The 14,840-nt window shown below is 40.7% G+C and carries 15 protein-coding genes (1 of these 15 running past the window's edge); 14 read left to right on the top strand and 1 reads right to left on the bottom strand.

The window, feature by feature from the left end:
* From BSM4216_RS00150 to rsmI, 9 genes are all read left to right on the top strand, one after another.
* Positions 1-1,240 carry the 3' portion of an aminotransferase class I/II-fold pyridoxal phosphate-dependent enzyme gene (locus BSM4216_RS00150; RefSeq protein ID WP_048622322.1) on the top strand. 179 nt of this gene lie to the left of the window's left edge, so only the last 1,240 of its 1,419 coding nucleotides appear in the window; its start codon lies beyond the left edge, outside the window; the stop codon is at positions 1,238-1,240.
* Between the two features lie 346 nt (positions 1,241-1,586).
* Positions 1,587-2,225, top strand: coding sequence for a dTMP kinase (tmk, locus tag BSM4216_RS00155; RefSeq protein WP_003352338.1), 639 nt, complete (start codon positions 1,587-1,589; stop codon positions 2,223-2,225).
* 381 nt (positions 2,226-2,606) lie between these two features.
* Complete coding sequence (locus BSM4216_RS00160; RefSeq protein WP_048622323.1) at positions 2,607-3,047, top strand: YaaR family protein; 441 nt, start codon at positions 2,607-2,609, stop codon at positions 3,045-3,047.
* Entirely contained in the window at positions 3,040-4,074 is a 1,035-nt protein-coding gene (gene holB / locus BSM4216_RS00165; protein ID WP_048622324.1) for a DNA polymerase III subunit delta', read from the top strand. Before BSM4216_RS00160 ends, holB begins: the two co-directional genes overlap by 8 nt.
* Entirely contained in the window at positions 4,067-4,894 is an 828-nt protein-coding gene (locus BSM4216_RS00170) for a PSP1 domain-containing protein (protein ID WP_003352335.1), read from the top strand. Before holB ends, BSM4216_RS00170 begins: the two co-directional genes overlap by 8 nt.
* A 14-nt stretch (positions 4,895-4,908) precedes the next feature.
* Complete coding sequence (gene yabA / locus BSM4216_RS00175; protein ID WP_003352334.1) at positions 4,909-5,268, top strand: DNA replication initiation control protein YabA; 360 nt, start codon at positions 4,909-4,911, stop codon at positions 5,266-5,268.
* Between the two features lie 349 nt (positions 5,269-5,617).
* Entirely contained in the window at positions 5,618-6,358 is a 741-nt protein-coding gene (locus tag BSM4216_RS00180; protein ID WP_048622325.1) for a tRNA1(Val) (adenine(37)-N6)-methyltransferase, read from the top strand.
* On the top strand, positions 6,342-6,617 hold the full coding sequence (locus BSM4216_RS00185; protein ID WP_048622326.1) for a GIY-YIG nuclease family protein: 276 nt from the start codon (positions 6,342-6,344) through the stop codon (positions 6,615-6,617). The genes BSM4216_RS00180 and BSM4216_RS00185 overlap by 17 nt, the downstream gene beginning before the upstream one ends.
* Positions 6,607-7,485, top strand: coding sequence for a 16S rRNA (cytidine(1402)-2'-O)-methyltransferase (gene rsmI / locus BSM4216_RS00190; protein WP_048622327.1), 879 nt, complete (start codon positions 6,607-6,609; stop codon positions 7,483-7,485). Before BSM4216_RS00185 ends, rsmI begins: the two co-directional genes overlap by 11 nt.
* Positions 7,486-7,572: 87 nt before the next feature.
* Here the strand turns inward: rsmI and BSM4216_RS00195 are convergent, their stop codons facing one another.
* Entirely contained in the window at positions 7,573-7,866 is a 294-nt protein-coding gene (locus BSM4216_RS00195; protein WP_003352328.1) for an AbrB/MazE/SpoVT family DNA-binding domain-containing protein, read from the bottom strand.
* Between the two features lie 634 nt (positions 7,867-8,500).
* Between BSM4216_RS00195 and metG the strand changes: the two genes are divergently transcribed.
* From metG to rsmA, 5 genes are all read left to right on the top strand, one after another.
* On the top strand, positions 8,501-10,450 hold the full coding sequence (metG, locus tag BSM4216_RS00200) for a methionine--tRNA ligase (protein ID WP_048622328.1): 1,950 nt from the start codon (positions 8,501-8,503) through the stop codon (positions 10,448-10,450).
* Positions 10,451-10,892: 442 nt separating this feature from the next.
* Entirely contained in the window at positions 10,893-11,660 is a 768-nt protein-coding gene (locus BSM4216_RS00205) for a TatD family hydrolase (RefSeq protein ID WP_048622329.1), read from the top strand.
* A gap of 211 nt (positions 11,661-11,871) precedes the next feature.
* Positions 11,872-13,077, top strand: a complete 1,206-nt coding sequence (locus BSM4216_RS00210) for a G5 and 3D domain-containing protein (protein ID WP_048622330.1) — start codon at positions 11,872-11,874, stop codon at positions 13,075-13,077.
* A gap of 202 nt (positions 13,078-13,279) precedes the next feature.
* Positions 13,280-13,837 (top strand): ribonuclease M5, encoded by a 558-nt coding sequence (rnmV, locus tag BSM4216_RS00215; protein WP_048622331.1) that lies wholly within the window; start codon positions 13,280-13,282, stop codon positions 13,835-13,837.
* Positions 13,834-14,709: a 16S rRNA (adenine(1518)-N(6)/adenine(1519)-N(6))-dimethyltransferase RsmA gene (rsmA, locus tag BSM4216_RS00220; protein ID WP_003352322.1), complete on the top strand. Its 876-nt coding sequence runs from the start codon at positions 13,834-13,836 to the stop codon at positions 14,707-14,709. Before rnmV ends, rsmA begins: the two co-directional genes overlap by 4 nt.
* Positions 14,710-14,840 lie beyond the last annotated feature (131 nt).

The raw sequence follows: 14,840 nt of genomic DNA on the forward strand, positions 1-14,840 counted from the left end.
TCCCGAAGGAGCGATCCTGGAGGCTCAGACTCTTTTAACCAAACTATACGGTTCTAAGAAAAGCTATTTTTTAGTAAACGGAAGCACCGCCGGCAACCTTGCCATGATTGCCAGTTCTTTTCAGAAAGAGGATATTGTATTGGTGCAAAGAAACTGCCATAAATCCATCATCCACGGATTGATGCTGGCCAACATTCGCCCTGTTTTCCTGGAGCCGGAATATGATGAAAAAACAAAAAGCCCTGCAGGTGTTTCTTTGGATACATTGAAGCTTGCATTGGAGCGGTTTCCAAATGCCAAAGGACTGATTCTAATCTATCCCAGCTATTACGGCGTATCTTACCCGATCAAGGAACTGATCGATTATGCCCATCAAAAGGATTGTATCGTATTGGTCGATGAAGCTCACGGGCCTCATCTCGTTCTCGGGGATCCATTTCCTCCATCGGCTTTGAGCATGGGAGCAGATATGGTCGTTCAATCGGCGCATAAAATGCTTCCGGCGATGACAATGGGTTCTTTTTTTCATGTCGGCACGGAGAGACCTTCGTTAGAAAAAGTGGAATTCTACTTATCGCTTTTTCAATCGAGCAGTCCCTCTTATCCGATTATGGCTTCCTTAGATGCTGCCAGACAATATTTAGCATTGATAAAGGAAGAAGATGTGGCTTTTACGTTGGAGGAAAGAGAGCGTTTTGTGGAATGGCTTCAAAAAGAAAAGGACTTGCAAGTAGCGGTGTCTGAGTTCCCGTATGATCCATTGAAGCTAATAGTGCGGAGTCCAAACAGCGATGGTTTTCAGCTGAAAAAGGATATTGAAACGGCAGGAGTTTTTCCTGAACTGGCCGATCCTTATCAAATTCTTTTTACGCTGCCATTACTAAAGGAAGGAAATCGTATTTTTTATCAGCAAGCAAAAGAAGCAATCGCCAGAGTGACAATAACAGAACGAAATGTACGACCTGTGGAGTTGCCGGCACTTTCCCATTCTAAAGTATCATCTGTTCCCGTTTCTTTCGAAAATTGGAAGGAAAAAGATAAGAGGTGGGTAAAGCTTTCCGAAGCGGAAGGAAGCATATCCGCCGCCATGATCATTCCTTATCCACCGGGGATACCGCTCTTAATGATGGGAGAAAGAGTGACGAAGGAAAAAATCGATTTTATTGAAGAATTAGTAGCAAGAGGTGCTCATATACAAGGAGATCATCAGCTGAATGAGGGATTCATCGCTGTATATTAGTGAGAAAACATGGCGGCAAATCCTTTTCTTAGTGAAAGCTAAATTTCTTTTCGGTTTTCCTTATCTTTTGCTATTTTCCTAACATATGAAAACCAGTAGAATAGAAAGGACGATATTTATGTTGAAAAAGCTTCGTCTACAAATTAGAGTTCCTGTAGAGAAGCTTTTGTTTTTTATAAATTAACATCATGAAGCCCTTTGAAAAGCGTGATTCATCTCACTATTGAGATCGTTTTGGTTGGATCAACTGGAAAAATAAACGCGGTACGATACCTTCCTGTTTTCCGGTTCGATCAGGTATACTTAAGTACGTGTTTGGAGGTATAAGAATCCGGAGGTTCGAAAGATGATAAATAATGGTATTTTTATTACGGTGGAAGGTCCTGAAGGCGCCGGAAAAACGACGATCGCCCAAAGGATCGTAGAAAATTTAAAACGAGAAGGCTACCAGGCTATGTACACAAGAGAGCCAGGAGGCATTTCCATTTCTGAACAAATTCGACAAATTCTTTTAAATAGCCAAAATACTGCAATGGATGGCCGTACAGAAGCGCTTCTTTATGCAGCGGCCAGACGTCAGCACTTGGTAGAGAAGGTGATTCCAGCGCTGGAAGCAGGAACCATTGTAGTATGCGATCGATTTATTGACAGTTCTCTTGCCTATCAAGGGTATGCCAGAGGGCTTGGCGTAGAGGAAGTATATAAAATCAATGAATTTGCCGTAGATGATGCCATGCCCCATTTAACGCTATACTTCGACATTTCTCCTGAAATTGGTTTGCGTCGAATTCAACAGAACAAAGGGAGAGAAGTGAATCGGCTTGATCTTGAAACGCTCGATTTCCATCAGAGAGTGAGAAAAGGATATTGGCAGTTGCTTGATCAGTTTCCGGAAAGAATGGTCAAAATTAATGCTGAACAGCCAATTGAATCAGTGTTTCAAGACAGCTGGAAAACGGTTCTGAAGTTTCTCCTCAATCGTTGAGAATCTCCTCCCCACATTTCTCAAAATTACCAGCGTTTCTTGCTGATTCTTTATACTCAAAAGTTCAATGGAACGGAAAGGCGGCCTAACACCGTATGTTGGTCCCTTTCAGTCGTTCCAATACGGTTTGGTTTTCAAAGATTTTCTGCTTTTTCCAGCAAGCGCACCCCCATTCTCCGCGTTTGTATCTTTTCTCTCTGTTCGTTTATTCTACAAGCATGATCAATCTTGGTATAATAAAAGAAAATGCTTTTTAAAGAGGCCTCTTGATGAAACTTGCTTTAGCTGATGAAAATCGGAAAAGCCATTCATGAATGATGCTTTCTTGTTATATCCTTTTCGGCAGATGAGTTTCATCAATTTGAACGGAGGTTGTACAGGATGAAAATAAATCAAGATCTTCGGATCGGAGCGGAAAATTTTCGAGGAGACATAAAGAGAACACCAGCTGTTCATGGCCAGTTTTTAAATCTGGTACAACAATATGATCAAAAATTAAAAGATGAGCAGCTCAAACAGCTAATGGCCAATATTGATGAAGCTGGAGAACGGTTGGCTAAATCCAGAAATCTTCAAGATTTAGTAAAATATAAAACGTTAATTAAAAAATTTATAAAGGAAACAGTCGATTATGGAATGGAGTTGAGCAGCTCCCATTCCTGGAACTTATACGGCGAAGGCAGGCAGCTGAAAGTAGTCAAGACGATAGATGAAAAATTAGTGGAATTGGCCGAGGATCTAGTGAATAAAGAAAAGTTGACGATTGATATTTTGGGCAAAATAGGGGAAATTAAAGGCTTGCTTATCAATTTATATGCGTAGGAAGGGATTAGTGTTGTTGAAAAATTGGGATGAGTGGAAAAACATACAGCCACAGGCAGCCAATATGCTGCACAATAGTTTGAAAAAAGGACGCATAGCCCACGCTTACCTTTTTGAAGGAGAAAAAGGGACCGGCAAAAAACAAGCTGCCCTATTTTTGGCCAAAAGCCTATTATGTGAACAGCCTCTTCCTGATTATACGCCTTGCGGACAATGCAGCAATTGCCGCAGAATTGAAAATGGCAACCATCCTGATCTTCATTTGATTGAAACAGAAACGGACAGTTTATCGATTAAGAAACAACAAATTGAAGCACTGCAAAGGGAATTTGCCAAAACGGCGGTAGAATCAAAACGCAAGATTTATATAATCGAACATGCAGATCGAATGACGACAAGTGCCGCGAACAGTTTATTGAAATTTTTGGAAGAACCTCATCCGGGAACAACTGCCATTTTGTTGACTGAACAGTATCATCGAGTACTTCCAACCATTATATCCCGTTGTCAAACGATTACGTTTAAACCATTGCCGGTTGATTATCTTGAAACTCGTCTGAGGGAAGAGCAGGTAGGTGCCAATATGGCTGCTTTAGCCGCTCGTCTTACGAATAACCTTCAAGATGCGCTGGAGTTGAGCGCAGATGAGTGGTTTGCGCAAGCGCGTAAAATAGTGTTAAAATTATATGAAGCGCTTAATAAACAACCTCTAGAAGCCATGATCAAACTTCAAGAAGAGTTTCATCAACATTTTAAAGATAAACAGCAGATAGAAAGAGCCTTGGATTTATTGCTCCTTATATATAGAGATTTATTATCCATCCAAATAGGCAAAAGTGACCATTTAGCCTATCCTGATCAACGTGCACATTTTGAAAGCAGGTCCCTTCAACTATCGATCAAGCGTCTTACGGAATGTATGGAAGCCATTTTTGAGGCGAAGCGCAAGCTGCAAGCCAATATGAATTCTCAGCTATTAATGGAGCAGCTTGTGCTAAAATTACAGGGAGGGTTCACCTTTGTATGATGTAGTAGGTGTCCGATTTAAAAAAGCGGGCAAAATATATTATTTTGATCCGGGCGATTTTTCGATTGAAAAAGGAGACCCGGTTATTGTAGAGACGGTTAGAGGGATCGAATATGGCCATGTGGTAGTAGGCCGCAAAACGGTGGATGAAAATGACGTTGTTCTGCCGTTGAAAAAAGTCATTCGGCCGGCGGATGAAAAAGATCATCATATTGTGGAAGAAAATAAAAAAGCTGCCCAGGAAGCGTACCATATTTGCAATGAAAAAATTATGGATCATCAGCTGGAAATGAAGCTGGTCGATGTAGAATATACGTTTGACCGCAATAAAGTGATTTTTTATTTTACGGCTGACGGCAGAGTGGACTTTCGTGAACTAGTAAAAGACTTAGCGGCAGTGTTCCGGACGAGAATCGAGCTTCGGCAAATTGGAGTTCGGGATGAGGCCAAAATGTTGGGCGGGATCGGGCCGTGTGGAAGAATGCTTTGCTGTTCCACATTTTTAGGAGATTTTGAACCGGTGTCCATTAAAATGGCAAAAGATCAAAATCTTTCTTTAAATCCAACAAAAATTTCCGGCTTGTGCGGACGGTTGATGTGCTGCCTAAAATATGAAAATGATGAGTACGAAACGGCGAAAGAAGAACTCCCTGACTTGGGGGAAGTCATTAAGACGCCACGTGGAGTCGGCAAAGTAGTGGGACTAAACATTTTGGAACGGGTGCTTCAAGTAGAGCTGGCTGAACACGATCGGGTGTTGGAGTTTACTTTGGAAGAAATTTTTAATGAAGGTGCCTTTTCATCGCAAGCCACAGAGTAATTGAGGTGGAACCAGTGGATAAAAAAGAGTTCTTTGATTCAGTCAGCCATATGGAAATTCAAATCGGAAATTTGTATCAACAACTGGGGGAATTGAAACAAAAACTGGCAGAGTTATTGGAGGAAAACAATTCCCTTAAACTGGAAAATGAACATTTGCGCCGGAGACTGGAGCAAATGGAGAACTCTGGTGAACAAACCGCATCGTCTGAAAAAAACAGCCGTTTTTCTCCCAAAACAATGGATATCGGGGAAGGATACGATAACCTTGCCCGACTTTATCACGAAGGTTTTCATATTTGCAACGTCCACTTTGGAAGCCCTCGTCAAAATGAAGATTGTTTATTTTGTTTATCCTTTTTGAATAAAAAATAAATCAAAGCTTTCGTTGTACGTTGTCTTTTATAACCAGTATAATGGGGACAGACTGCCAATATATAAAGAAGCGAATTTCCTCTGAGGAATTTTTCCAAAGATGAATGTCGATTTAAGCTTTGCATGGCAGCATTGATTTAATAAGTTTTAACAATTGAAATAAGCGATGCTCTCAAAAATTTAACGGTCAGTGATCTTTCCATTTGGATTTCATCCCCCGATAAAATAAGGCATTAGAACGGCATTCGATTGGTGCTGTTTTCTTTTTTTGTGGAGATGATCGTGTGGCCTTCTGGTTTGGAATATGAGTTTATTTGAGATACTACTTGGAAGCGGAGGTTTTTCATTGATGTTAAAAGAGGACGAACGCTTGGACTTTTTGCTTGCTGAGGATATGAGGATCATCCAGAGTCCAAATGTGTTTGCCTTTTCCCTTGATGCTGTGTTGCTTGCCCGCTTCGTATACGTTCCCATTCAAAAAGGAAGTTTGGTTGATTTATGTTCGGGGAATGGAGTTGTTCCTCTGTTGTTAAGCAAGCGGACGAAAGGAACGATCGTCGGTGTCGAAATTCAAGAAAAGTTATACGACATGGCGGTGCGAAGCATTGAATACAACCACCTGGAACATCAAATTCAAATGGTGCACGGCGATTTAAAAGATACTCCTCGAGTGCTTGGATATGAAAAACATGATGTTGTCACTTGCAATCCTCCTTATTTTTCAACTCCTCCTACTGGGGAAACGAACCTCAATGAACATTTCGCCATTGCCCGCCATGAAATTATGTGCACGCTTGATGACTGTGTGAAGGCGAGCAGCGAGCTTTTGAAACAAGGCGGAAAAGCAGCTTTTGTCCATCGGCCTGAAAGGCTGCTCGATTTGGTGACAGCTATGCGCAAGTATCGATTGGAGCCGAAACGATTGCAATTTGTCTATCCTAAACCGGGAAAAGATGCGAATACCATTTTGCTTGAGGCGATTAAGGACGGAAAACCGGGAATGAAAATTTTGCCGCCTTTGACGGTTTATCACGAAAATAATGAATATACGGAAGAAGTTAGGAAGATTTTATATGGAGAAAGCAAGTGAACATTATTTTTACGTTTTAAAATGCGGCGATGGTTCGTTTTACGGCGGGTATACGACGGACGTTCAAAGAAGAGTTCGCCAGCACAACGACGGAAAAGGGGCAAAATATACGAGAAGCAAAGGTCCGGTTAAGCTTATTTATACGGAAGCTTTTGAGACAAAAGGAGAAGCGTTGAGGGCGGAATATCGTTTTAAGAAGTTGACGAGAAAACAAAAGGAAAAGTTTTTGGGGCTGGCAGGTGATCGAGATGATCAGTAAACAACGCAGTTATGTCGAACAAGAGAATCGGGGAATTCTTTATTTAGTGCCGACGCCAATCGGCAATTTGGAAGACATTACGTTTCGGGCGCTTCGCATTTTAAAAGAAAGCAGCGTCATTGCTGCTGAAGATACAAGGAATACAAGAAAACTTTGTCATTATTATGACATCCACACTCCTCTCATGAGCTACCACGAACATAATAAAGAAGCGAGCGGACGCCAAATCATAGAACGGTTAAAACAAGGAGAGCAAGTTGCATTAGTGAGCGATGCCGGTATGCCAACGATATCCGATCCGGGGTATGAACTGGTAAGAGCAGCCGTTGCTGAAAAGATTCCTGTTGTGCCGCTGCCCGGCGCCAATGCTGCTCTTACTGCATTAATTGCTTCAGGGCTTCCAACACAGCCGTTTTATTTTTTTGGGTTTCTGAGCCGGCAAAAAAAAGAAAAAAAAGAAGAGCTGAACAGGTTAAAAAATATCACGGATACGATTATTTTGTATGAATCTCCACATCGTCTTAAAGAAACGTTGGAATACATGCTTGATATTCTTGGCAACCGTCCCATTACATTATGCAGAGAGTTGACCAAAAAATTTGAAGAATTTTTGCGCGGAGACATAAAAGCAGCGTTGAATTGGGTAGAAAACGAAAAAGTCATGGGAGAATTTTGTCTAATTTTAGAAGGGGCAAAAGAACAAGAGGCTGAAACAGGGGAAAAATGGTGGGAGTCGCTGTCGATTGTGGATCATGTCAATTTTTACATTGACGCAAAGAAAATGGATGCAAAAGAAGCGGTGAAACAAACGGCAAAAGACAGAAATATGCCAAAGCGGGAAGTATACCAAATGTATCATAATACATAAAAATAGGAAGCGAATCAGGCAAAATAAAAGAGGCTGTATCGGCATAATCCAGTGTCGATACGGCCTCTTTGCATTTTCTAATAAAAATTATTTATTCGCTGCGGACAGGTGAAAAGCTTCTTCGATTTCTTTTAACAACAATTCGGCGCCTTCACGGCTTAAAATTAATTTTCCGCCTGCCAATTTTACGTTGTCATCAGAAACTTCTCCAGTGATTTGGCAGGTCATGCTCGGTTTATATTTTTTAAGAATAATCTTATCATCATCTACATAAATTTCCAAAGCGTCTTTTTCAGCAATGCCTAATGTACGACGAAGCTCTATAGGAATAACCACGCGGCCTAGTTCATCAACTTTACGAACAATGCCAGTTGATTTCATTTGTCAATTCTCCTCTCATTTCATTTTTTGTTCTCTATATTTCTCTCTGATTCGTCAAATTTCGACAAATTTTGTTTATGTTTTAATAATACCAATGCTGCCAAAAGTAGTCAACAAGAAAAATGAAATTTTTCTAATAAATGTCAGACTTCTAGTAACTACTATCATTTGTAAATAAAGGGGATTTGATAAATGCTGTTTTTAAGTAAGAATTTTTAAAATCTCGGGACGAAATCATGGAAAACTTTTGTCCCTTTGTATTTACATTAAGGAAAGAATGCGAGAAAATAAAAAGAGGATTCGATTATTTGCAGAAGCTTATCAGATTATGTATATTTTGATGTTATAAGAGGAAATGATGTAGCATAAATGGTCTTTTCATGCAAATGGAATGGACTGATCGGATGCTATTACCGTGTTAGGAATTTCCGCTTCGGTTTTTTTCAGCTTCTGTGAGATCAGCGTACGGCAAGCAAAAATCGTGACGATTGATTATGAAGCATTTTGATGGGAGAGATGGACGACCCCGCTTTTTATGCAGGATGCCTTATCGATCTCGAATGCAATCGGTAGGAGGCAACCTCTTCTCTCATGGCAAGGTGCACATTTTATGTTGTTAAAGGGGGTTATATGAATGAAAAAAACTTTTTATTTGACAACGCCAATTTATTACCCAAGCGGAAATTTACATATTGGGCATGCTTATACAACGGTAGCCGGTGATGCGATGGCACGTTACAAAAGGATGCGCGGCTATGACGTGATGTTTTTAACGGGGACGGATGAACACGGGCAAAAAATTCAAAGAAAAGCGGAAGAAAAAGGGGTTACCCCTCAACAATATGTCGATGAAATCGTTGCCGGCATCCAAGAATTATGGAGAAAACTCGACATTTCATATGATGACTTTATTCGCACGACACAAGACCGCCATAAAAAAATGGTTGAAAAGATATTTAAAAAATTATTAGATCAAGGCGATATTTATCTTGATCAATATGAAGGCTGGTATTGTACACCGTGTGAATCTTTCTTTACTGAAAGACAGCTTGTAGACGGTAAATGCCCTGATTGCGGCCGGCCGGTTGAAAAAGTGAAAGAAGAATCCTATTTCTTCAAAATGAGCAAATATGTCGACCGTTTGTTGCAGTTTTATGAAGAAAATCCTGATTTTATCCAGCCTGAATCCCGAAAAAATGAAATGATTAATAACTTTATTAAGCCGGGATTGGAAGATCTAGCAGTTTCCCGCACTACCTTTGATTGGGGGATTAAAGTGCCGGGAGATCCAAAGCATGTCATTTATGTTTGGATTGATGCTTTGACCAATTATATTACCGCCATTGGATACGGAAGCGAAAATGAATCAAAATTCAAAAAATATTGGCCTGCTGATGTCCATCTAGTCGGAAAAGAAATTGTCCGCTTCCATACTATTTACTGGCCGATCATACTAATGGCGCTGGATTTGCCGCTGCCGAAGAAAGTATTTGCCCATGGCTGGCTGCTGATGAAAGATGGAAAAATGTCTAAATCAAAAGGGAATGTTGTCGATCCGGTAACATTGATCGACCGTTACGGACTTGATGCGCTGCGCTACTATTTGCTGCGCGAAGTTCCTTTTGGATCAGACGGCGTCTTTACACCAGAAGGGTTTATAGAACGGATCAACTATGATTTGGCAAATGACCTCGGAAACCTGCTCAATCGGACAGTTGCTATGATCAATAAATATTTTGATGGGCGGATTCCGGCTTATAAAGGATCCGAAAGCGAGTATGAACGTCAGTTGCTGGAAGCCAATAAGGAAACGGTAGAAAAATACGAAGAAGCGATGGAAAACATGGAATTTTCCGTTGCATTGACGGTCGTATGGCAGCTGATTAGTCGAACGAATAAGTTTATTGATGAAACTCAGCCTTGGATTTTGGCAAAAGAGGAAGATAAACGCGAAGAGCTGGCCAGTGTCATGGTTCACTTGGCAGAATCTTTACGTCGTGTAGCTGTTCTGCTTAAGCCATTTTTAACAACGGCTCCGAAAAAAATCTTTGAGCAGCTGAACCTTTCTACGGAACAGTTTACATCTTGGGAAAGCTTAGAAACATTCGGCGTCATTCCAGATGGCACAAAAGTAGTGGAAAAAGGAGAGCCGATTTTTCCGCGGCTGGATATTGACGAAGAAGTGAAATTTATTAAATCGAAAATGCAAGGCGGTTCGCAACCCGCTGAAGTGAAAAAAGAAAAAACAAATGACTCTTCTGCAGAAATTTCAATTGATGATTTTATGAAAATTGATTTAAGAGTCGCTCAAGTCATTGAGGCTGAACCGGTTAAAAAAGCGGATAAGCTGTTAAAACTGCGCCTTGATTTAGGAGACCATAAGCGCCAAGTGATCTCAGGAATCGCTCCATATTATAAGCCGGAAGAGTTGATCGGTAAAAAAGTGATTTGCGTAGTCAATTTAAAACCAGTTAAATTAAGAGGAGAATTATCAGAAGGAATGATTTTAGCCGGAGAAAAAGACGGCGTATTATCATTGGCGAGCGTCGATGAAAATCTTCCAAACGGTGCAAAGGTTAAATAATAAGACTAAGAAACATAGAATGTTTCACGTGAAACAAGATTCGACGGAAACTTCTATGTTTCTTTTTTCTTAGACGTTAAATCCATTCATTAGTAAAACTGTCCAGTATGTATAGTCTTCCGTTTTGGCTATTCTTCTTTTTCCGCTAAACCGCTGATCAAGGAATTTGATTGAAAGGTATATGCTTTAAAAAATAGGAATCGAAAAATATACATGATATTATGATGACAAATGAACCGCTATTGTCATCATTTTGTCATATGGATGGAAGAAAAGGAAAGGATGGACAAAGGACCAGAAGACACATCTTCCTCTGTATTTTGAGGAAAACTACCTATGATGATGGGCGTGTTCTGGATTTTTGGCATAAAGGGAAAATTGTAATCTATTTGACATGTCTTTTTTGAAAGGAAACAACGTAGAGTAAAGGAGAGAGCAAAAGATGTTGTTTGATACTCATGTTCATTTGAACGATGAACAATTTTCCGATGATTTGGACGAGGTGATAGACAGAGCAAAAGAAGCCGGTGTCGAAAAGATGGTGGTGGTAGGTTTTGACCGGCCTACGATTGAAAAAGCGATGAAACTAGTAGATCAATACGATTTTCTATACGCCAGTATAGGGTGGCACCCGGTGGATGCTATCGATATGACAGAGGCTGATTTGGAGTGGATTGAAAAATTGACCTCTCATCCAAAAGTAGTAGCAATAGGAGAAATAGGGTTGGATTATCATTGGGATAAGTCCCCAAAAGAGGTTCAAAAAGAAGTGTTTCGCAAACAAATTCGACTAGCCAAAAAAGTAAAATTGCCGATTATTATCCATACTCGAGAAGCGACACAAGACACTATAGAAATTTTGAAAGAAGAAGGAGCGCATGAAGTAGGAGGAATTATGCACTGCTTCAGCGGCAGCGTTGAAACAGCACGAGAATGTATCAATATGAATTTTTATATTTCTTTGGGCGGTACGGTAACATTTAAAAATGCGAAAAAGCCAAAGGAAGTTGCTGCTGAAATTCCTTTAGAAAAACTATTAATCGAAACAGATTGTCCGTATTTAGCTCCGCATCCTTACCGCGGCAAACGAAATGAACCTGCACTCGTAAAACTCGTTGCCGAGCAAATTGCCGAATTAAAGGGCATTCCTTATGAAGAGGTAGCCCGGAAAACGACGGGAAATGCCCAAAAATTATTCGGCATTGTCTGACGGCAAATTTTGTCGCATTGCTTTACAATTTGTTGTCAACTTTCGATTTTCTTGAAAGTTCTACAAGCCTCCTTTCATTCATACACTAAGCCTGTCGATAAGTCTTTCTATCATTTTTTTATCCAGCTATGCATAATAGTTGGAAAAAGAGAGAGGACAGAGCGATAGATTCTCTGTTTGAGGAAAGGATGACAAAGGGGGCCTATTTTGAATGACAGTAAACGAATTTAAACAGGATCGTTCAAGGTTTAAGTCGAGAAAAAGTTTTTTATTGGCAGCTGGAGTTGTTCTTCTATCATCTACAAGTGCTTATTCTTATTATGAAAGCACAGAGAAAACGGTTGAGGTCAAAATCAACAACCGGGAGAAAACGATTGAAACAAGGGCCGACACCGTGGCAGAGGTGGTGAAAGAACTCAAGCTGCCTGTCAAACCAAAAGATTATTTAGTTCCTTCAAAACAGACCAAAATAAAAGACGGAATGAATATTGAATGGAAGCCATCCAAGCAGATCCATCTTACGATCGAAGGCAAGAAAAAGACGGTTTGGACAACTGCCGATACGGTGAAGGACTTTCTGAAGGAAGAACATTTGTCCATTTCTCAATTCGACAAAGTGGCTCCTTCGTTCAATCAAGCCCTTCAAAATCATATGAATGTCAAAATCAATAAGGCGTTTCCGGTGACGTTAGTGGACGGAAACAGGAAAAAAACAGTATGGACTGCTTCGACTACTGTCGGTGATTTTTTAAAACAACAGGGGATCACTTTTGGCAAATGGGACAAGGTAAAGCCTGGATTCGACGACTACTTGCATTCAAACAGCTCCGTGAAAATCGTTCGAGTTAAAAAAACCACCGATGTAGTGGAAAAGTCTAAAGCATTTGCTATCACCATCCAAAAAGACCCAAGTCTTATGGAAGGAGAGAGAAAGGTTCTTCAGGAAGGGCGAAACGGTACAGTGATAAACACATATGAGTCTGTCTATGAAAATGGTCGGCTCATCTCTAAAAAACTTTTAGAGCAAAGGACGATAGTGGAAGGTCGAAATAAAATTATTGCGGAAGGCACGAAAAAGAGAGATGGTCAATTTGCAGCTGAAACGGCGTCGACCGCTGGCACTAGAGGAAGAGAGCTTTTGGTAACGGCCACTGCCTATACCTCCAATTGCAGGGGCTGTTCAGGAATTACAGCGACAGGCATAAATATACATTCCAGCCCTAATATGAGAATCATTGCTGTCGATCCGGGGCTTATTCCCCTTGGATCTAGGGTATATGTGGAAGGATACGGCTATGCCGTTGCGGCGGATACGGGTGGAGCCATCAAAGGCAACCGGATTGACATTCTTATGCCTTCCCAATCCGCAGCAGCACAATGGGGCCGGAAACAAGTCAAGATTCAGATTATCGATTGATTCTTGATGAAGCGAGGGGAACCTCGCTTTTTCTATTTATATAAAATATAATAGACAAGTATTCATCGGATGATAAAAATACTTAAGCGGCTGACGGAGATGATTTTTTAAGAATATTTTTCATTTCCGCAGCTTTGAAAAATTGGTTTGCCCGCCTCATTTTGGATTGGGTGGATAAGAATCATTTTTATGGAGGAAATGCATGAAAATAAAAGAAGTGATCGTTGTAGAGGGGAAAGATGATACAACGGCGATCCGGCGTGCCGTTGATGCCGATACAATTGAGACAAACGGATCTGCTGTTTCGAAAGAGACGATCGAAAAGATTAAACTGGCACAAGAAAAAAGAGGGGTCATTGTTTTTACAGACCCGGATTATCCCGGCGAGCGGATCAGGCACATTATTTCTCAAGCGGTTCCCAATTGCAAGCATGCTTTTTTGCCAAAGGACGAAGCGAAGCCGAAGAATGGAAAAGGAATCGGAGTCGAACATGCCAGTCCTGAAAGTATCAGGGAAGCGCTAAAAGAAGCGCAATGGATGGAAAAAGAAGCAGAAGAGCAAATAAGGAAAGAAGATTTGATCACTGCCGGATTAATCGGTGGAGGAAATGCCAGAGAAAGAAGAGAAAAATTAGGGATTAAGTTAAAAATAGGCTACACAAACGGAAAACAGCTTTATAACAGGCTAAAGATGTTTCAAATTACAAGAGAACAGTTTTTGAAAGCCATGGAGGAAGTGCTGCAGGAGGAAAAACGATGAAAGATATTGCGACACCGTCCAGAACGAGAGAAATTTTAAAAAAATATGGCTTTGCGTTCAAAAAGAGTTTAGGGCAAAACTTTCTCGTCGATCCTAATGTGTTAAATCGGATCACTGAAGCCGCCGGTCTGACGAAGGAAACAGCTGCCATTGAAATCGGCCCGGGAATTGGCGCTTTAACCGAGCATTTGGCGCGAAAAGCGGGAAAAGTGGTGGCATTTGAAATTGACAAGCGGCTATTGCCTATTTTGAAGGACACGCTTTCCCCCTATAAGAACGTAGAAATTATTCACCAAGACGTTTTGAAAGCGAATGTAAAAGAGGTCATTAAAGAAGAGCTTTCCGGATATTCCGATATTATGGTGGTGGCTAACCTCCCTTATTATGTCACTACTCCAATTATTATGAAATTATTGGAAGAATGTTTGCCGATTAGAGGGCTGGTGGTTATGATGCAAAAGGAAGTCGCTGATCGGCTTTCGGCACAACCAGGTACGAAAGAGTACGGCTCTTTATCCATCGCCGTACAATATTATACGGAAGCAAAGACAGCGTTTGTCGTACCTAAAACCGTTTTTATCCCTCAGCCTAATGTCGACTCTGCTGTCATTCATTTAAAAAGACGAACAAAGCCCCTCGTGGAAGTGGATAATGAATCTTTCTTCTTTTCTCTCGTCAAAGCGGCTTTTGCGCAAAGAAGAAAAACGTTAATCAATAACTTAACTTCGCAAATGCCCAATGGCAAAGAAAAAAAAGAACAAATTCTCAACATTCTTGCTGAAGCGGAGATTGATCCTTCCCGCCGGGGTGAATCTTTATCCATACAAGAATTTGCTCGTTTAAGCAATTTGCTATATCCGTTATTTTCTTAACAAGGAGAACTCATCATTTGGATTTCCAACTCTTGTAAAAGAGGCAAATTTTGTGGCGGTCCCCCTCATACACGCTTCCTTCCGCGATTGCATATGCTGGCAAGGAAATATTTATTTTTGCCTGTGGAGAT

This window comes from Bacillus smithii, assembly GCF_001050115.1.
Taxonomy (GTDB): domain Bacteria; phylum Bacillota; class Bacilli; order Bacillales; family DSM-4216; genus Bacillus_O; species Bacillus_O smithii.

What these genes read in the sequence shown, in the direction of transcription:
- BSM4216_RS00185 (WP_048622326.1), top strand. Translation starts at nt 6,342, where the DNA reads ATGGAGAAAGCAAGTGAACATTATTTTTACGTTTTAAAATGCGGCGAT.
- rnmV (WP_048622331.1), top strand. Translation starts at nt 13,280, where the DNA reads ATGAAAATAAAAGAAGTGATCGTTGTAGAGGGGAAAGATGATACAACG.
- BSM4216_RS00180 (WP_048622325.1), top strand. Translation starts at nt 5,618, where the DNA reads ATGTTAAAAGAGGACGAACGCTTGGACTTTTTGCTTGCTGAGGATATG.
- holB (WP_048622324.1), top strand. Translation starts at nt 3,040, where the DNA reads ATGCGTAGGAAGGGATTAGTGTTGTTGAAAAATTGGGATGAGTGGAAA.
- tmk (WP_003352338.1), top strand. Translation starts at nt 1,587, where the DNA reads ATGATAAATAATGGTATTTTTATTACGGTGGAAGGTCCTGAAGGCGCC.
- rsmA (WP_003352322.1), top strand. Translation starts at nt 13,834, where the DNA reads ATGAAAGATATTGCGACACCGTCCAGAACGAGAGAAATTTTAAAAAAA.
- BSM4216_RS00205 (WP_048622329.1), top strand. Translation starts at nt 10,893, where the DNA reads ATGTTGTTTGATACTCATGTTCATTTGAACGATGAACAATTTTCCGAT.
- BSM4216_RS00210 (WP_048622330.1), top strand. Translation starts at nt 11,872, where the DNA reads ATGACAGTAAACGAATTTAAACAGGATCGTTCAAGGTTTAAGTCGAGA.
- rsmI (WP_048622327.1), top strand. Translation starts at nt 6,607, where the DNA reads ATGATCAGTAAACAACGCAGTTATGTCGAACAAGAGAATCGGGGAATT.
- BSM4216_RS00195 (WP_003352328.1), bottom strand. Translation starts at nt 7,866, where the DNA reads ATGAAATCAACTGGCATTGTTCGTAAAGTTGATGAACTAGGCCGCGTG.
- BSM4216_RS00160 (WP_048622323.1), top strand. Translation starts at nt 2,607, where the DNA reads ATGAAAATAAATCAAGATCTTCGGATCGGAGCGGAAAATTTTCGAGGA.
- metG (WP_048622328.1), top strand. Translation starts at nt 8,501, where the DNA reads ATGAAAAAAACTTTTTATTTGACAACGCCAATTTATTACCCAAGCGGA.